General features: G+C 39.3%; 18 protein-coding genes. 8 read left to right on the forward strand and 10 right to left on the reverse strand.

Going from position 1 to position 17,429, the window contains the following annotated elements; translation table 11 throughout:
* The first annotated feature begins 25 nt into the window (after window positions 1-25).
* Entirely contained in the window at window positions 26-583 is a 558-nt protein-coding gene (locus PQO01_RS12470) for a Maf family protein (protein WP_274314362.1), read from the forward strand.
* On the forward strand, window positions 583-1,581 hold the full coding sequence (locus PQO01_RS12475; RefSeq protein WP_274314363.1) for a hypothetical protein: 999 nt from the start codon (window positions 583-585) through the stop codon (window positions 1,579-1,581). The genes PQO01_RS12470 and PQO01_RS12475 overlap by 1 nt, the downstream gene beginning before the upstream one ends.
* Here PQO01_RS12475 and PQO01_RS12480 read toward each other — a convergent pair whose 3' ends face one another.
* Entirely contained in the window at window positions 1,582-2,283 is a 702-nt protein-coding gene (locus PQO01_RS12480) for a type II secretion system protein (RefSeq protein ID WP_274314364.1), read from the reverse strand.
* 208 nt (window positions 2,284-2,491) lie between these two features.
* On the opposite strand from PQO01_RS12480, the gene PQO01_RS12485 reads away from it, so the two are divergent.
* Entirely contained in the window at window positions 2,492-3,712 is a 1,221-nt protein-coding gene (locus PQO01_RS12485) for a putative porin (RefSeq protein ID WP_274314365.1), read from the forward strand.
* Window positions 3,713-3,775: 63 nt separating this feature from the next.
* On the opposite strand, the gene PQO01_RS12490 is transcribed toward PQO01_RS12485, so the two are convergent.
* Entirely contained in the window at window positions 3,776-4,552 is a 777-nt protein-coding gene (locus PQO01_RS12490; protein ID WP_274314366.1) for a TatD family hydrolase, read from the reverse strand.
* 110 nt (window positions 4,553-4,662) lie between these two features.
* On the opposite strand from PQO01_RS12490, the gene PQO01_RS12495 reads away from it, so the two are divergent.
* The 4 genes from PQO01_RS12495 (at window position 4,663) to PQO01_RS12510 (ending at window position 6,680) form a co-directional block, all read left to right on the forward strand.
* Complete coding sequence (locus PQO01_RS12495; protein WP_274314367.1) at window positions 4,663-5,217, forward strand: heme-binding beta-barrel domain-containing protein; 555 nt, start codon at window positions 4,663-4,665, stop codon at window positions 5,215-5,217.
* Window positions 5,218-5,643: a group II truncated hemoglobin gene (locus PQO01_RS12500; protein ID WP_274314368.1), complete on the forward strand. Its 426-nt coding sequence runs from the start codon at window positions 5,218-5,220 to the stop codon at window positions 5,641-5,643.
* 93 nt (window positions 5,644-5,736) lie between these two features.
* Window positions 5,737-6,063, forward strand: coding sequence for a thioredoxin (gene trxA / locus PQO01_RS12505; protein WP_274314369.1), 327 nt, complete (start codon window positions 5,737-5,739; stop codon window positions 6,061-6,063).
* Window positions 6,064-6,137: 74 nt separating this feature from the next.
* Window positions 6,138-6,680 carry a DJ-1 family glyoxalase III gene (locus PQO01_RS12510; RefSeq protein WP_274314370.1) on the forward strand — a complete coding sequence of 181 codons (543 nt, stop codon included), beginning with the start codon at window positions 6,138-6,140 and terminating at the stop codon, window positions 6,678-6,680.
* Window positions 6,681-6,685: 5 nt separating this feature from the next.
* Here PQO01_RS12510 and PQO01_RS12515 read toward each other — a convergent pair whose 3' ends face one another.
* The 6 genes from PQO01_RS12515 to PQO01_RS12540 form a co-directional block, all read right to left on the reverse strand.
* Window positions 6,686-8,848 (reverse strand): response regulator, encoded by a 2,163-nt coding sequence (locus PQO01_RS12515; protein ID WP_274314371.1) that lies wholly within the window; start codon window positions 8,846-8,848, stop codon window positions 6,686-6,688.
* Window positions 8,841-10,028, reverse strand: a complete 1,188-nt coding sequence (locus PQO01_RS12520; RefSeq protein WP_274314372.1) for an ABC transporter substrate-binding protein — start codon at window positions 10,026-10,028, stop codon at window positions 8,841-8,843. Before PQO01_RS12520 ends, PQO01_RS12515 begins: the two co-directional genes overlap by 8 nt.
* Window positions 10,029-10,154: 126 nt before the next feature.
* Entirely contained in the window at window positions 10,155-10,640 is a 486-nt protein-coding gene (locus PQO01_RS12525) for a DoxX family protein (protein ID WP_274314373.1), read from the reverse strand.
* Window positions 10,641-10,648: 8 nt separating this feature from the next.
* Window positions 10,649-11,026: an MGMT family protein gene (locus PQO01_RS12530; RefSeq protein WP_274314374.1), complete on the reverse strand. Its 378-nt coding sequence runs from the start codon at window positions 11,024-11,026 to the stop codon at window positions 10,649-10,651.
* Window positions 11,026-12,732, reverse strand: a complete 1,707-nt coding sequence (ggt, locus tag PQO01_RS12535; protein ID WP_274314375.1) for a gamma-glutamyltransferase — start codon at window positions 12,730-12,732, stop codon at window positions 11,026-11,028. Before ggt ends, PQO01_RS12530 begins: the two co-directional genes overlap by 1 nt.
* 3 nt (window positions 12,733-12,735) lie before the next feature.
* Window positions 12,736-13,419, reverse strand: coding sequence for a phytochelatin synthase family protein (locus PQO01_RS12540; RefSeq protein ID WP_274314376.1), 684 nt, complete (start codon window positions 13,417-13,419; stop codon window positions 12,736-12,738).
* Between the two features lie 137 nt (window positions 13,420-13,556).
* On the opposite strand from PQO01_RS12540, the gene PQO01_RS12545 reads away from it, so the two are divergent.
* Window positions 13,557-13,769, forward strand: coding sequence for a DUF1653 domain-containing protein (locus tag PQO01_RS12545; RefSeq protein ID WP_274314377.1), 213 nt, complete (start codon window positions 13,557-13,559; stop codon window positions 13,767-13,769).
* Between the two features lie 41 nt (window positions 13,770-13,810).
* On the opposite strand, the gene PQO01_RS12550 is transcribed toward PQO01_RS12545, so the two are convergent.
* Window positions 13,811-14,260 carry a hypothetical protein gene (locus PQO01_RS12550; protein WP_274314378.1) on the reverse strand — a complete coding sequence of 150 codons (450 nt, stop codon included), beginning with the start codon at window positions 14,258-14,260 and terminating at the stop codon, window positions 13,811-13,813.
* A 19-nt stretch (window positions 14,261-14,279) separates the two neighbouring features.
* Entirely contained in the window at window positions 14,280-17,423 is a 3,144-nt protein-coding gene (locus PQO01_RS12555) for an efflux RND transporter permease subunit (RefSeq protein ID WP_274314379.1), read from the reverse strand.
* Between the last annotated feature and the right edge of the window lie 6 nt (window positions 17,424-17,429).

Consider the following 17,429-nt stretch of genomic DNA (forward strand, 5'->3'; position numbering starts at 1 on the left):
GTTTTGATAAGTTAAGGACTTTTTAGTGGAAAGAAAAAAAATCATTTTAGCATCATCTTCACCGCGTCGTGCAGATATTCTTAGAAAAGCGGGTTTTGATATTGAAATCGTCGCAGCGGATGTTGATGAGTTATCTGAGGGGGAGCCTGTCGAGACAGCTGCATTTAATGCAAAACTTAAAGCTCAAGCAATAGCAAGTCAGTATAAAGATGAGTTGATTATTGCGGCCGATACGGTGGTGTGTTTTAAAGGACAGCTGATGGGGAAGCCTAAAAGTTTAAACGAAGCAAAAAAAGGCTTGTTGAATTTGTCGGGAGAAACACATGAAGTCTACACAGCTGTTTGCCTATCTTGTGGTGATCGCATTGATCAGTTTACGGGATTAAGTCAAGTGAAGTTTAAAGATTTTACCGAGACAGTTGTTAATCAATATTATTCTTTAGTTAATCCTTTGGATAAAGCAGGAGGATATAATATAGATGAGAGTGGGGATTTGATTATTGAGTCCTTTGATGGGGAATATGAAAATATCATGGGCTTACCCATAGAGCAATTGAAAAGGCATCTCAAGGAATTCCCTTAATGAAAAAATCATTGATATATATATTAGTATTTGTTATGTTTGTGTCGTGCAAGCAAGAAGAAGTCAGTAGCGAATTGCCCAAAACAAATGCAGATGTAAATGAAGAAGCAGCAGGTGATGAAGAAAGTGTAAAGCTACAAAAGTTTTATGAACAAGTCTTACTCGGTAAAAGAGAGCAGGCTTTACTCACTCTAAATTCAATTTATTTGGCCACAGATTTTGAAGTCAAGGAACCGACGTACTTGAATTTATTTGAAGAGTTTTCTTTAGGTAAGGCTTTTTATGAAGATCCTAAGTTTAATGATTTGGATTACTTTTATTGGGCTCAAAGTCTGCTGTTTAAAAGATTGAGTGAGGAAGTTAAGTCTAAGCTAAAAGAGGGAGAGGATCCCATAAAGGCATTGTATAATTTGGTCAATATACAGGTGAAAGCCAAAGGGGATGGTCCAGATAGGGCAGCTTTTCCTATGCAAATATGGCAACGCGGTTTTGGCGTTTGTGACCGTCAAAGCTGGGCAATGTGTGAACTAGCTTACCAGCTAGGTGCAGATGTGTATATAATCTACTTTATTGAGGAAGACACGGGGATATCAAAGCATACAATTTGTCAAATCACCTATGAGGGGCGTGACTATTTAGTGGACCCCTTATATCAAAAGTTTTTACCTGACTTTCATTGGAATGATCTAACAGAAGGAAAAGCAGCTGAAATTTGGCATGATCATGTGTACCTTGCAGATGATATTAAAAAGGCGGAAATTCTTTTGCCATCAATGCCACATGATTTTTGTGTGCGCCAGCAAGTATTGGCTAAGAAATTAAAACCTCTCCTATCAGAAGATATTTTGTTTCGTTTTGGGGAATCACCCAGGGAGCGCGCCAAGCGCTGGCCTTATAAACAGGGACAAGATTATTTTTACTGGGATTACCCCCATCGTTTGATGACGGGTATGACTGCATTTCGACAGCTTTATCCGAAGAACTCTACGAAAAAATAACTACTGTTGAGTATTCCATTGTTCAGGACTAGACCGTTCGATCGTTCTAACACTACCGTCGCCAAAAATGGCATTATAATTTCCGTCGTGCTGAATACCCACTCTACGTACATTGCCTAGAGGAGGTAATAGTAATTCTCCCCAATCACTTTTTGAGAAAGCGTTAATGCCAATATGAGAATTGCTTAATTCAGCAATGACATCAGTGATATATATTGTATTCGAAGGTCGACTAACATCATTTATATTTATTGGTGTTTCAGGATCGTAGCACCAGCCCATGCCTTCTATGGTAATGGGAGAAGAGTTCCAGGCATCGCTGGGGATAATATTCATAATGTACGATGCTTTAGTATAGATATTCCCAGTTTGGGGATCATGGCCCGAGGGATCAAAATATTCGTCTTTATCTAAAGATGAGCATTGAAGGATCTTTTCATCCATACCTATGTGGGTGATGAAGTTTGCCCAGTGATGTAACCTTCCCTCATTACTATTTCCAAAATCGGCAGGGATGACTAAACCTTTGTGATCATCGGTGTAAATTGAGTTGACGATAGCAATATTTTTAAGATTGTTTTTACAGGAACTTTGATAGGCCTGTTGACGTGTTTGACTAATACTTGGCAATATAAGTGAAGTGATTATTGATATGACTGTCAGTGAAGTCATTAATTCAATGAGTGTAAAATGCTTGCACACAAGATCTTTTTCCTTTCCATCTTTCCATTTCCTTGTGTAATAAAAGAGCTGTAGACTATGTTGGACAAGTTTTATTTTTAATAATTTCAAAAATTAACAAGAGTTTAACAAAAGCACAAAGCTGATTTAACATGGTCGCTTTATTATCTAAGGCATACAGGAAAAATGTGCATCTGTACAAACGTAAACAAAACAAGGTAATATCATTATGTTAGTAAAAAAGATCGTTGCTGCGTCTCTTATGACGGCAGCGCTTTCAGCCACAGCGGCTGATGATGTGTCAGCTCAATTAGAAGAGCTCAAGAATGCTTATATTAAGCAGCAGCAAGAGATGCAGGCTATGCGCCAGCAGATTAAAGACGTGGAATCAGTTCACAATGAAGCTATTCACAAATATATCAAAGATGAAATTAAATCAGAAGTTAGCAAGCAGTCTTCATTGCTCTCTTTAAGTAGCCATGTTGAAGGCCTCAAAGTGAAAGGTGATTTAAGACTTCGCTACCAATCGGAAGACAACAAGAAAGGGAAGGGTGGCGGTTCTCGTGATCGTTTCCGTGAGCGCGTACGTATTGGTGCTGAATGGAAGACTTCTGAAGGATGGGATATCGGCATTGGTGTTGCTACTGGAGATGCTGGTGGAAGTTCAACGAACGATACCTACGGTGATGAAGGAACATGGGATACTGGTGATCTGCGTTTAGATTATGCTTATGCCAAGCATAGCTGGGATTTACAAGATGGAAAGCAAACGGTAATTCTCGGTAAAATGAAAAACCCATTCTTTACTTCAAAAGCATTCTTTGATGGCGACTACAGACCTACTGGTATTGCTTACCAAGTTGATATGGGGACAGTATTTGCAACTGCGGGTGCTTTCACTGTACAACAAAATAACAGTGGACGTAATGAAAACGATACAATGCTTTATGCAGCTCAAGTGGGTATGAAAACTGAGCTATTTAAAGCTGCGGTTGCTTACTACCACTACAACAATACAGACTATGATAATAGTGCTTCCGATGGTGATTTCATCGAGGTCGATGACCACGAAGTACAACTCATCGATGTTGTTGCAGATGTATACCTCAATGTGGGTGATGTTCAAGTTGTTCCTTATGGTCAGTATTCTTACAACAACAAAGCGGATGACGAAGAAATCGCCTACATGATTGGTTCAAGAGTCGTCTTAGGTAATTTTTCTCTTAGCTATGACTGGCGTCATATGGAAGAGAATGCAGTTCCATCTATGATTATGGACTCTGATTACATTGGTGGTGCCGGTTACGAAGGTCACGTTATTGCAGCTAAGTACAAGCTCACGAAAAACTTGACTCTTCAAGGTAAGTACTACATGACAGAGAGAATCAATTCTCAAGACGAAGATAACAAGCGCGATCTTGCTCAGTTGGACCTTGTTTACAAGTTCTAATACCTTTCGTTTAGTTTGATTTAGGAAAGCCTCTACTCAATACGAGTTGAGGCTTTTTCTGTCTTATGCTAAGTCATAAAAGCTTTTACTTGTTTTCTCTGTTTGTTTGGCGATTTCAGCAAATGGAAGTTGGTAAATTTCACTAAGTTGATGAACAATATGAGGAAGAAAGGCGGGTTCATTACGTGAAGGGCGCGGTTTCATGGTGCGTGGAACCAAATACGGAGCATCTGTTTCAATCATTAAGCGATTTAAGGGTATTTGCGTAATGAATTCATGCATGTGAAAGCCTCTGCGTTCATCGCAAATCCATCCGGTTAGACCGATATGCAGGTCGAGTTCTAGGTAATCGTTTAACTCGTTTTCGGTTCCCGTAAAGCAATGGACAACTCCTTTAGTCAGCTGATTCCTTTTACTCTTGAGGCATTCGATAAAAGCTTCATGGGCATCGCGTTGATGCATGAATAGAGGTTTTTGATATTTGATGGCCAGATCAATTTGTTCTTGGAAAGCATGAAGCTGTTCTTCTGGAGTGGAGAAATTTCGATTGAAATCTAGACCACATTCACCAACAGCTCGAACTTGAGGAAGTTGAATAAGTTTTTCGAGAGAATTTTTACAGCTTTGATCCCAGGTGGATGCGTAATGAGGGTGGATGCCGGCTGTGGCCGAGAAAACTTCCGGTAATTCTTTAGCTAGTTCAGCGGACTGAATACTATTTTCTAAAGTAGAGCCCGTAGAAAATAAATGTGTGACACCTGCTTCTTTTGCTCGGGAGAGAATTTGTTCTTGATCATTCTTAAAGGCTGGTTTAAACCAGTTGACGCATATGTCTATCATAATAAGCTTTGTTTTTTATTTTACTTTAGACATTTATACGGACTTTTACAGATCTCGAATTGAGAAAAAGGGCAGGGCTTTTATTTTGAAAGAAAAATAAGGAGATGATTATGACTAAGCAAGAAGTCGATTACGGACCATTAACAAATTTTATTGGTGTTTGGGAAGGTGAGTCAGGTGTAGATAGAGCGCCAAAACCTCAAGGAGATAAAACGACAGAATTTTATGAAAAGATTACCTTCAGTCCGGTCGGAGATGTGGATAATGCTGAAGAACAGGACTTAGTGGTGCTCCATTATCACCAAGTTGTGACTCGAAAGAATGATGGTAAAATATACCACAATCAGACGGGGTATTGGATGTGGGATAAGGGAACTGATGAAGTTATGTTTTCGATTGCGATCCCTCGTGGAGTTTGCGTTCTCGCCAATGGTACTTATGAAGAGAATGATGGTGTTAAGTTCAAGGTGAAAGCAGAACTTGATGACTCTGCCTATTCTATTTTACAGTCAAAATTCATGTTAGAGAAAGCAAAAACTGAAGCTTTTGAAATTGACTTAAGTTTAAGCGAAAATTCTTTGTCTTATGCACAAACAACTTTTTTAGATATTTACGGCCGTAAATTCGAGCATACAGATAAGAGTACATTAACTAAGCAATCATAGATGGAGATTCAACACTCTAAGTACGGTCAAGGTGATGCGACTTATAGAGCAGTGGGTGAATCCACAGGCTTAAGAAAATTAGTCGTCGAATTTTATCGTCAGATGTGCGAGCTTGATGAGGCTAAGATCATTCGTAATATGCACCCAGACGATTTAAGTGTGAGTGAAGATAAGCTTTACTGTTTCTTGAGTGGGTGGATGGGTGGCCCTCGTCTTTATACAGAAAAATACGGTTCTATCGCTATCCCGAGAGCCCACGCTCATTTGAAAATCACTTCTACAGAAGGCAACGCTTGGTTGCTTTGTATGGAAAAGGCCCTTGGTGAATTAAATTACCCAGATGATTTTTGTGAGTACTTGCTGATGCAATTGGCAGTTCCAGCAGAGCGTATTCGTTTGGCATCTTTGAATCACCAAAAAAATTAGCTTAGCGAAAAGTTTTGTTTAAGATGGATTTCCCAATTTAGAGGAATAGATTTCACCATCTTAATTATAAACTCTAAAATAAGGAGATTAACCATGGCATCAGATCAAGTACTTAATCTAGATGATAACTCTTTCGAATCAACTGTATCAGAGGGTGTGACGCTCGTAGATTTCTGGGCTCCCTGGTGTGGTCCTTGTCGTATGCTTGCACCTGTTATTGACAAAGTTGCAGGTCGTCTTGATGGAAAGGCAAAAGTAGCTAAAGTTAATACTGACGAAGCTAATGCAAGCGCAGTAAAATTCGGCGTTAACTCAATTCCCACTATCATGATTTTCAAGGACGGCGAGCTCCAAGACACTCTCATGGGTGCAGCTCAGCGTGAAGATGACCTAGTTTCTAAGGTTGAATCTTACCTTTAGTTCATAGCTCATTTAGAATAATTAGGCAGTGATTTATTTCACTGCCTTTTTTGGTATTGATTAAGGAGAAGAAAATGTCAAAATTAGCGGTGATATTTGCAGAAGGCTTCGAAGAAATTGAAGCTATTAGTGTCGTAGATATTTTGCGAAGAGCGCAAGTTACAGTGGATATGTTAGGAGTAGGTGCACTGTCAATTACAGGATCGCATGGAATTGAAGTTGCGGTGGATAAACTTTTAAGTGCAGTGAAAGCAGCTGACTATGATGGGGTTGTTTTGCCAGGAGGTTTGCCTGGATCTTTTGTACTGCGTGATGACACCTTAGTTCAAGAATTTATCATTGCCTGTAAGGGGAAGCTGCAAGCAGCTATCTGTGCGGCTCCTATAGCTTTAAAACAAGCAGGTTCTCTAGATGGGAGATTGCTTACAAGTCACCCATCAATGGAAAGTGAATTTGATTCAAAATATTACCTTGAGAAGAATGTAGTGATTGATGGCAAAGTAGTGACTTCGCGCGGGGCAGGAACAAGCTTTGACTTTGTTGCAGGGATTTTAGAAGTCTTAGGTATTGAAAGCAAAGTGCATGAATTACGTCAGGCGATGTTGTATCCCAAGTAAAATATTTAAGAAGAAAGCTTCTTCTCATTCAGCCATTCAAATATTTTAGTTAAAAAAGTATGTTTATCAAATGGTTTTACGATGTAGTCATTCATGCCGACTTTATAACATTCATCAATGTTATCTTGAAAGGCATTTGCGCTAAAGGCAATAATGGGGATGTCGACCCCCTGAGACCTTAATTTATCCGTGGCTTCAAAACCGTCCATTTGAGGCATTTGGCAATCCATCAAGATCAAATCAGTTTCATTTGATTGAATGAAATCTAAGGCTGCTTGTCCACTATTTTTCAAATGGCAGTTCAAAGGTAAATCTTTTAAGCAATCCTTTACCAGTTCAAGATTGATACGGTTATCATCAACTACTAGGATGTTTGGTTTGAAGCCTAAGCTACTGAAATCTATTGGTTTTTCTGCAGCAACAACTGGTTGAATAATTTTTTCTAGTGCCAAATCAAACTCACATGTGCAACCTGCATTTTCTTCCGACTGAATGGTGAGTTGAGAATCCATTTGTTGGAGTAAGTCTTGACAAATTCCTAGACCTAAACCGTAGTTATTCTGTGTAGATTGTGTTTTTTCCTTGCGTTTACTCAAAAGAGTACCTAAGTGAGTTTTGGAAATTCCTTTCCCTGAATCTTTTACTTTTACATTGATGAGAGTTTTGTCATTTTTGTCATGAGATGTACAGATTATTTCTACCGAGCCTTTAGATGTGAATTTAATTGAATTACTGATGAGGTTGACTAAGACTTGTCGAATGCGATCTTTGTCGCCTTTAACCCATATATTAGACTTATCGAGTAAGTTGAATTTTAATTTCAAAGATTTTTCCTCACATGAACGCGTGTATAACTTTTCGAGGCTTTTTAATAATTCATTGAAATTGAAAACACGAAGGTTGAGCTCACTCTTTTCTTCAATGATTTTGGCGAAATCTAGGACTTCATTAATAATCATAAGCAAGCTTTTTGTGGAGTGATATATAGAATTAGAATAATTTTTCGCATCTTCATCAAGGTCGAGTTCGCGAAGTAACTCAGCATAGCCATGAATTGCATTCATAGGAGTTCTAATATCATGACTCATATTGGCAAAAAATTGAGATTTGAATTGGCTCATTTTTTGTAATTCATGAATTTTACAAGTGAGTTCTTTAGTTCTTAAGTGAACGAGTTGTTCCATTTCAGAATTCAGGTTCTCTAAGTGTTTTGAACGGTTTTGTAAGACTGAAGTGAGTTGATCAAAAAGAATTTTTAAATTATAAAACTCCTGAACAAAAACTTCTTGCTTGGCTTTTTTAGTCGGCTTGAGTTGGCATTGACTAATATGTGCCTCTAGGCAACTCAGCGGCTTTACAAATAAATAATTTATCAGAAGAAAACCAATGGTAGAAATAATGACACTTCCGATAAAAGCAATGAGTAAATAGTGAGCTAAGGCCTGATTACGAGTTTTTATGAAGGGTCCATAGTCAAAATAAATATTTGCCCAAAAACCTTTACCTAATTCGATACGTTGTTCAAAAGCTTTAGGGATATTTGGACCAATATATGTTAATTCATCGTTATTATGAAAGATCTGAAGACCTTCATTTTGGCCTAGTAAGGCAGCCATGTTTTGATAGACTTCAATTAGTGGTAGTTCGCTAATAAGAGCTCCTTCTGTATTACCATTGTGTTTAACCGCAGCACTTAAACGAACACGAGGGTTAGGTTCCTGTTTAATTAAATCAATATTATGATCAAGTTCCTCTCTGAGTATAGCCTTAATAGTCGGGCTAATGACAAAAACTTTGTTAGCATTTTTACTGCTGCGAATTAACTGTCCTTCAAAATCGACTAAATAGAGCGGGTATGTTTCGCCGAGGAGTTTCCAAGAGTTCATCAGACTATGGGCCTCTTCGGCACTTTGTTCTGGTTGTAGGACTGCTTGAGAAAATACTTGTAGTTCAGCGAGGTCATGAAGTAGCTTTGTGTGTTGAATCAAGTATGTCGTTATTTCTTTTTGCAACTGTTGGCTGCGAATATCAGCCATACTCTTAAAGCTTTGATGACTATAGTTAGTTAGCTTATTACTGATTATATAAGCTGTGGAAATCATGACAATAATACCTATAAATATCATGACACTAATACTTGTTTTATAAGCTGATAGAGGCTTAATCATGAGGGGTGTTCCTATGATTAATTTGCCCCTTTTCATTGTAAAAAGCTAAGCGATAATCTGAAATCCTTAATGCTTCGTGACTAAAGGGAGTGTTAATGGTGTAGGGAGAGAATGGCGCTTGATATTTTTTTAATAAACCATGAACGGGAGAGTTCATTTGTTCGAGTTGGATTTTAATGGCTTCACGAAGGTCGACACGGCGTTTGTCGAGTTGGTCTTTCCCAGCTTCAAGTAAGAGCGAAGTTAAATCGTAGGCATGAACAAAACCACTGGGAGCCTTAATGTAAGTTCCATCAAAATCATTTGGGAATAATTTTGCACAGTTTTGAAGAGTTTTGTTATTAATATTTTTTGATAGATCAAAAGATGATTGAATGAATAATAAGGGGTAATTTTGCGCTTTTGGAGTAAGTGATTTATAAAAGTCACCTCCAGTAATTCCCCAATGAGAAACAATGGGTAAATTTAGTTTGCTTTCACTAATGGCATTGACTATTTTAGAACTTTCATTGGCATTACCAACTAGAATGATACTATCAGCATCAGATTGTTTTAGGTTTAAAAGTATTTCGTTAATCGCATGATCCGAGAGGTTCCATTTGAACCATGAAACGCCAGAATTTCCAATGTTTAATTGATTAGTAGCTGCAGAAAGTGTTTTCCAATTATTTTTCCCCCATGCAGTATCCTCTAACAGAAAGTAGGGTTTCTTGGCAGAGTGAACGTTCGCTACACTTTGAATAAGAAATTTTCCAACAGTGGAATCATCTAAAGAAAGGCGAAAAATATAATTCTCATCGGACTGGCTGCGAGTGATAGGCGCTGCAGCCGCCCAAGGGTTTAGTAATAGAATTTTGTTGTCATTGATGAATTTTTGATTGGCAAGCACTGGAGGTGAATGCATCCCACAAAAAACAGCCAGTGTATTGGGTTCCGCAGCGGCAATTTTCAGATTTTTGAGACTACGCCGATTATTTCCTCGATGATCGAGGCGAATGACTTCAATAGTATTATTAGATAGTTTATGCTTGTTAATATGTAATGAGGATAGTATGCCAACTTCAATGGAACGACTTGATTCATAGTAATTTGAGAAATCAGCATCAATATAAATTTTCAACTTTTCAGCATGGGCTGAAAAGCCTAAGAAACATATTAATAAAATTCCTACAAGCCGCATATCTTCTCCAAAATCATCTACTTAGATTATTACAGGAAGAATTTAAAAGCAAGTCTTTTCTGGATAACTTTGAGATCTCAAAATTGATATAGTAGAAATTAAGTTCGAAGAATGAATGTAATTAATCTACTTTTTTTTGGAGCTGGTGTTTTCTTTCTTTTTACTGGATGATTTCTTTTGAGCACGTTTCTCAGAGATGACCGCGTCCAACGAAACTCTTCCAGGTCCAAGAATCATGAGAATTACAAAAACCATAAGATAGATGAAAGCAAGCTCTGCGCTGGGTTTACCTGGGCTGTCAAAAAGTTGTCGCTGAAAAATAAATAGATTGACATAGACTCCTACAGACATGGTGACTATTAATTGGGACAATGCAAAGCGACTAGTAAGTCCGAGGATCAACAAAATAGCACAAAAGACTTCGGCAAAGATCGCAAGTCCAAGGCATGTACTTGAGCTAAGTCCAAATAAAGAAGGGAACTTTTCACTAATTGTACTGAAATTAGCGAGCTTTGGCCAACCATGGGCCCAGAGCATAGCTCCGCCAAAGGTGATTCGCGCCAATAAAAGAGCCATGTCAGTACTTAATTTCTGTTCATTACTTTGAGTCATGATTTCTCCTAGTCAAAATTATAAATTGTGATAGCTGCAATGAGTTTGCCTCCATTATCAAATGTCACACCTTCTGCTTTTAAAAGCTTGATTTTTTTAGTGATTTGATCGCCACTGCGTTGACCGAAAAAACCTCCAATACTGCGATCGCTTTTAATGACTCGGTGACAAGGAGCAAGTGGGGCCCAAGGGTTTGCTTTTAAAGCTTGTCCAATGGCTTGAGAAGATCGGCAGTTGATTGATTTGGCGAGTTTAGCATAAGTAGTGACTTCCCCTTTTGGGATTTTTAATAACTGACTCAAAACGCTAAGGCGAAAGATAGTGAGTTTCCCACTTTTTTGAGCAACCTGCATTTCGCTAAATATTTCTTGAAGCTGGGGACTCATTATTTACCTAATGCTTTACCATCAATTCTTCTAGGATCAGCAAAGCCGTGTTTACCGTCGTAGCGCATCATAATAGTTTCAGCACAGCCAAAGGGGAAAACTTCTTTTGTAGTATGGCCTTTTTTCTGGAGACTCTCGACAACTTCTTCGTCGAGGCCAGTTTCGAACTCAAGTTGATCCGGTAGCCATTGATGATGGATTCTTGGACGTAAAGTGGCTTCTCTTAGGTCCATGTTAAACTCGACAATGTTGAGTAGTACTTGTAAAACAGTACTAATGATCCGGCTTCCACCAGGGCTTCCGGTACATAGGAAGGGTTCATCTTTCTTAAACACAATAGTGGGAGTCATTGAACTCAATGGGCGTTTATTGCTTTTTACGAAGTTGGCTTTGGCTCCGAGTAAACCATAAGAATTGGGGACTCCTTCTAAAATAGCAAAGTCATCCATTTCGTTATTTAAGAAAAAACCAAGGCCAGGGATAATGATGCCACTACCAAAGCTATAGTTGATAGTGTAGGTGAAACTGAGGACGTTTCCTTGTCGATCGCTAACCGAGAAATGAGTTGTGTCATTACTCTCTTTGAAGAAAAACTTGCCATGGGAAATTTCATTTGCAGGACGTGCACGCTCTAAATTGATCTTACGGTTTAATTTTTTGGCATACTTTTTTGAAGTGATTTCTTTTTGGGGGATATAATTAAAATCAGGATCGCCGGGGTAGTGACTGCGATCCGCATATGCGAGCTTCATTGTTTCAGCCAATAAGTGAAGGTATTGATCTTTTGGCATATTTTTGAGATCATGATTTTCTAAAATATTGAGCATTTGAATTAAGTGCATTCCGCCAGAGCTGGGAGCGGGCATAGATGCAATTTTGAGATCTTTGTATTTGCCGAAGACCGGTTCGCGCTCAATTACCTTGTATTTTTTAAGGTCAGTTTGGCTTATGAGACCACCGTTTTCTTTGTGCCAATTGACAAATTCTTTACCAAGGTGACTATTGTAAAAATAACTGGGTCCATATTTTTTTAAGCGTTTCAGAGTTTTCGCTAAATCTTCCTGCACGAGAATATCACCTTTTTGCAAGGTTTTGCCTTCGGGATAAAAAATCCGTTTGGCTTCTGCATTTTTCTCAAGAAATTCTTGCTTAGTTTGGAGGTCATAGGCAAGTCCTGCGGAGATTTCAAAGCCATCCTCAGCTAGAAAAATAGCAGGCTCAATGACAGTTTTATGCTTGAGCATGCCAAATTTTTTATTGATATATTCTATGCCAGCCAGAGTACCTGGGACGGCGCACGCTTTAGGCGAAAAACGCAGAGCATCTTTATCTACAGTCCCATCAGCTTTTAAGAAGTCTTCTTTTTTTACTGCAGAAGGAGCACGTTCACGAAAGTCAATGGCGGTCGTTTTTTTACTTTCAGCATCATAATAGAGAGCAAAACCACCACCACCAATATTGCCGGCTTTGGGTTGTGTGACAGCCAGTGCGTAGGCAATCGCAACACCAGCATCGGCTGCATTTCCACCAGCTTCAATAATTTCTAAACCGATTTGAGCTGCTTTATCATCCTGACAGACAATCATGACGTTTTTTGAGCGGACAACAGAAGTGTTTTTTAAGTCAATTTGAGGGATACGGATAATGGGATCCGCAATGACTAGAGAAGAGCAAAAAAGAATGAAATATAATAAATAAGAGGGCATGTTCTACTCCTTTGTTAATCGAAGCCATCCACGTGGGATTTTACTCACGGGGTCTTCGGCTAGCATGGCATAATAAAGGTCTTTATCTTGAACCCAAAAGGATTCACGACTTCCTTGAACTTCTAAAATTAGAACGCGTCCTGTTTCTGGGTCATAGGAAGTAAGAAGAGAAAAATGTCCCGAGCGCATACCATCGCCACTCAGTGATTGACGTGAAAAGTTGACGATAATTTGTGTGTCTTGGGTGAGGCTTTTGATTTGTTGACGGAAAAGATCTAAACCGGCATGGTGAGCATAAAAAGCTTCAATATGGAATTTAGGTAGGATACGTTGACTAGCTTCTTTTAATTCTCTTAGAGTCATCCCCATGCGCGAGACCATGGCAGGACTAATAACTTCTTCAGCAACTTTATGCTCAAAAAAGTTGTCTTGGTTAATGGTTTTAGTGTTATTGAGTGTGTTGCCAGCAATCGTTAAGGAGCATACTCCACAATAATTTTTTCTTTGTGGTTCCCAGAACTTTTTAGTCTTTGTGTAGAGTGAGGAGTCACTACGCTTGAGGATTTGTTGACCTTGGCTTGACGACAGCGTGTAAACATCTTTGGAGATTGAATGAATATCAGTTCTTGTATCGTGAAAACAGCTCCATAAAAACAAGAGCAAAATAAAATTGAAATATTTAAGCATGTACTTCTCTTTAGGCTGATTGATAATGAATTCCTTAAATATGAAGCATCTTGTGGGACTTACAATAATTCGAGTCTTGCTTAGCTTAAATCATTAACTTATCTTGGGGGAAATTAATTGTAAACTAAAGGTTTAAGATGAAAAAAGGTATTTATCGCCATTACAAAGGCAATTTTTATGAGCTTGTGGATGTGGCTAAACATAGCGAAACGGAAGAAGAATTTGTCATTTACCGCCCCATGTACGGAGAAGGAGCTCTGTGGATTAGACCTTTGATTATGTTTGATGAGGAAGTCGAGCACGATGGTGGAACAGTGAAACGCTTTGCGTTTCATGCAGATAAAAAATAAAACCCACAAGTGTTAACTTATGGGTTTTATAAACACTGAGTTCAGTGATCAATAAGGTTTAGCATGTATGATTTGCCATCAACTTTAATTGAAATTTGACCGTGAATATGAGCTTTGAGTAAATCGTCCTGTAGTTCAAAAGTAGATGTTTTTCCTTCTGAATCGGCATTCGTGGCAAGAAATTTAAGTTGCTTGCGACCCGATTTTAGTGCTAGATTTAAACGTGGGACTTTCTCAATGAGCTTTGGTGACTTTCCATCGGCATTAAAAAGAACAATTTTAAACTTACCAGTTTTTTCCATGTGAGCATACCAAAGTAAGGCAGATGTTCCGACCTTCAGCACTTCTCCACCATGACCTGGGTGTGGCTCGTGATCGCCATGGCCATGATCAGCATGTTTGCTATGATCATGTCCTTTGTGTGAATCTTCTGCAAAAGAAGTATTTGCGATAGTCGCAAGGGTCATAAGACCTGTCAGTAATTTTTTCATATGTATTTCCTTTATGTGCTTAGTTTAAATTGATTTGTTCTGGGGTTTTTCTGCTTTCTGCTGCTTTTTTACCAAATAACCAGAAGGCAGCTGGGCTGACGATGAATTCTAAAATTGTACTAGAAATGAGTCCGCCAATGATGACGGTGGCGACGGGATAGAGGATTTCTTTCCCTGGTTGCCCAGGAGCTAGAGCCAAGGGGATTAGAGCAATGCCACTCGTTAAAGCCGTCATGATCACAGGAACCATGCGTTCTTGACCCGCTTTAATTATGAGTTCAGGGGTGAACTTGACCTTTTCTTTACGATGGAGGTATATGTAGTGATCGAGGAGTAAGATGGCGTTGCGGGCAGCGATACCACCAAGAGAGATAAGGCCAACTAAAGTAGCGACAGATAGGGTTTGTTGACTCAAAACTATATAGGCGACGGCACCAATAAACGCCATGGGTATACTGATCATAACCTGCAAACTTAAATTGATTGATTTGAAGTGCATATACAGAATCAAAACCATGCACAAGAGAGATACAATACTCAGTAATAGAATGCGCTTGGTCGCTTTTCTTTGCGCTTCAAACTGACCGCTGATTTTTAAGGAATAGCCCTGTAAATCTGCCATGCGTTCACGAATAGGATTTAAAGCTAAATCAACATCGTGTACCACCTCACCTAAAGATCGGCCTGCGACATTATGTTGAACAATAATGCGACGTCCCACGTTTTCGTGTTTAATATTATTTGAACTCAAAGTTTGACTTACGTCGGCGAGGTCTGAGAGGCGGATGAGCGCACCATTTGCCTTGTGGACATAAAGATTGCGAATGTCATCTAATGATTTGCGGTTCTCTTCTTTTAAACCAAGTGTAATAGGATAAGTGAATTGCCCTTGAATGAATCGAGATATAGTTTCTCCACCTAAGGCGAGCTCAACTGTTTTTCCAAGATCTTCGACAGAAAGGCTGTGTAAAGCTAAGCGATCTCGTTTCGGTGTAATCGAAATGTTTGGGATCAAGACTTGCGGTTCAACAATGAGGTCTTTAACACCATTGATAGGACTAAGAGCCTGTTCCGCATCTTTGGCAAGGGATCTTAGTATATTGAGGTCTGGGCCGTAGATTTTGACGGCGACTTGAGCTTTGACACCAGAAAGCATAGCGGATAACAAGTGAGCCAGGGGTTGGTCAATAGAGTAGGCCACACCAGGAAATTCTGCATCGACTTCTTCTCTGACTTCAGCAATGATCTCTTCTGGGCTACGTTCAGTCTCCGGATCAAAACTCAGTATGACTTCAGAAGTATTGACTCCTTCAGCATGTTCATCACCTTCGGAGCGGCCCGTTCGTCGAGTTACATTTTTGATGCCTTGAATTTTTGTCAATAAATTTTCTAGGCGCAATCCATATGCATTGGAAGTTTCTAATCCGGTATCAGGAGGAAGAACTAAGTTGACTTGAGCCACGCCTTCATTAAATGGAGGTAGGAACTGTGTGCCGCGAGTCAATAAAAGACTGATGCTGATTCCTAAGGCAATGACGAGCACGACTAAAACAGCTTTGGCATGCTTCACACTTAGTACAATGATTTTGGCGACAAAGACTTTTAAATTTCGAACGACAAAAGTTTCTTTGTGCGGGTTCTTCGACAGTGAATTGGGCAATAAAAAATAACACAAGACGGGAGTGACGGTTAAAGAAACAAATAAAGATGCGAGTACCGAGATGATGTAAGAAACACCAATGGGAGTAAAGAGCTTGCCTTCCATTCCAGTTAAGAAAAAGAGTGGGAAGTACACAACCATGACTAGCAGGGTACCAATTACAATAGGCTTGCGCACTTCGGATGAGGCTTTGAATATGACGACTAAAACATTCTCACGTAAGTTAGCCTCTTTTTGGAAGTTCTCTTTTAAACGTTTAAAAACATTTTCTACATCGACAATGGCATCGTCAACTAAGGCTCCGATGGCAACGGCAATCCCGCCAAGAGTCATAGTGTTGATGGAGACATCAAAAATGGAGAAGACGATTACGGTTAAGGCCATCGAAAGTGGTATAGCCGTCAAAGTGATGAAGGTTATTCTCCAGTTCATGAGGAAAATGAAGAGAATGATAATGACCATGAATCCACCATCTCTAACGGCCTCCATAACATTATCAATAGCACGCTCAATAAAAATAGATTGCTTGAATAATTCCGTATTAATTTCAAGGTCACTATCTAAGCTAGATGAGAGGCTTTGTAAACGTTCTTCAACTTGTTTCGTGAGTTGAACTGTATCGTACCCAGGCTGTTTCATAATAACCATTAAAATGCCAGGTGAGCCATTGATACCTGCTTCTCCTATTTTTATCGAAGAAGGACCAAATTGAACTTTGGCTACATCTTTTAGAAGAACGGGTCGCAAATTATCAGCTTTGACGACGACTTTTTCTAGATCTTCTTTACTTTGGATTAAACCACGCACAGTGATGGCGGGAGCTTTGCTACCAAGATTAATAAATGCGCCACTGCTGTTGCCATTGTTTTTCTTAATCGCTGCTTCGATTTGCTGAATACTCACTCCAAAGCTACGGAGTTTATCAGCATCAATAATAGCTTGAAGTTGCTTGGCCGAGCCTCCACCTATAATTACTTTGGAGACACCAGGAATAGAGAGTAGGTCATATTTGATTTGGTATTCGGCTAGGGAGCGAATATCAGAAGGGGAGAACTTACCACTTTTACTATTGACCCCAATGATCTGTATTTGTCCCATGATTGATGAAACCGGGGCCATGACAGGTTCAATTCCTTCAGGTAAGCGCGCTTTTGCCAAAGGAAGTTTTTCCATCACAATCTGACGATTTCGATAAATATCGGTGCCCCAAGCAAATTGAATCTTGATAACTGAAAGGCCGAGGCCAGAAGTCGACATGACATTTTCTACACCAGTCGCTCCATTTAGAATCTGTTCAAGAGGCAAAGTGACCAACTGCTCCACATCCTCTGGGATCATTGCATGAGCTTCTGTCATGATAACGATAGTGGGTCGGTTGAGATCAGGTAGTACATCGACAGGCATTTCTTTGGCAAGAAAAAAACCAACCAGTGAAATGACTAAAGCTAAGCCGATGACTAAAAGCCTGTTTTTTAGGGAAAAGGAAATGATATTATTAAGCATAATGAT

Origin of the sequence: Lentisphaera marina, from assembly GCF_028745505.1 — a bacterium.
In the GTDB taxonomy this organism is placed as follows: Bacteria; Verrucomicrobiota; Lentisphaeria; order Lentisphaerales; family Lentisphaeraceae; genus Lentisphaera; species Lentisphaera marina.

Coding starts and splice junctions, on each gene's coding strand:
- PQO01_RS12525 (WP_274314373.1), bottom strand. CDS start 10,640: ATGACTCAAAGTAATGAACAGAAATTAAGTACTGACATGGCTCTTTTA.
- PQO01_RS12500 (WP_274314368.1), top strand. CDS start 5,218: ATGGAGATTCAACACTCTAAGTACGGTCAAGGTGATGCGACTTATAGA.
- PQO01_RS12540 (WP_274314376.1), bottom strand. CDS start 13,419: ATGCTTAAATATTTCAATTTTATTTTGCTCTTGTTTTTATGGAGCTGT.
- PQO01_RS12495 (WP_274314367.1), top strand. CDS start 4,663: ATGACTAAGCAAGAAGTCGATTACGGACCATTAACAAATTTTATTGGT.
- PQO01_RS12550 (WP_274314378.1), bottom strand. CDS start 14,260: ATGAAAAAATTACTGACAGGTCTTATGACCCTTGCGACTATCGCAAAT.
- PQO01_RS12515 (WP_274314371.1), bottom strand. CDS start 8,848: ATGATTAAGCCTCTATCAGCTTATAAAACAAGTATTAGTGTCATGATA.
- PQO01_RS12485 (WP_274314365.1), top strand. CDS start 2,492: ATGTTAGTAAAAAAGATCGTTGCTGCGTCTCTTATGACGGCAGCGCTT.
- trxA (WP_274314369.1), top strand. CDS start 5,737: ATGGCATCAGATCAAGTACTTAATCTAGATGATAACTCTTTCGAATCA.
- PQO01_RS12545 (WP_274314377.1), top strand. CDS start 13,557: ATGAAAAAAGGTATTTATCGCCATTACAAAGGCAATTTTTATGAGCTT.
- PQO01_RS12555 (WP_274314379.1), bottom strand. CDS start 17,423: ATGCTTAATAATATCATTTCCTTTTCCCTAAAAAACAGGCTTTTAGTC.
- PQO01_RS12520 (WP_274314372.1), bottom strand. CDS start 10,028: ATGCGGCTTGTAGGAATTTTATTAATATGTTTCTTAGGCTTTTCAGCC.
- PQO01_RS12475 (WP_274314363.1), top strand. CDS start 583: ATGAAAAAATCATTGATATATATATTAGTATTTGTTATGTTTGTGTCG.
- ggt (WP_274314375.1), bottom strand. CDS start 12,732: ATGCCCTCTTATTTATTATATTTCATTCTTTTTTGCTCTTCTCTAGTC.
- PQO01_RS12490 (WP_274314366.1), bottom strand. CDS start 4,552: ATGATAGACATATGCGTCAACTGGTTTAAACCAGCCTTTAAGAATGAT.
- PQO01_RS12530 (WP_274314374.1), bottom strand. CDS start 11,026: ATGAGTCCCCAGCTTCAAGAAATATTTAGCGAAATGCAGGTTGCTCAA.
- PQO01_RS12510 (WP_274314370.1), top strand. CDS start 6,138: ATGTCAAAATTAGCGGTGATATTTGCAGAAGGCTTCGAAGAAATTGAA.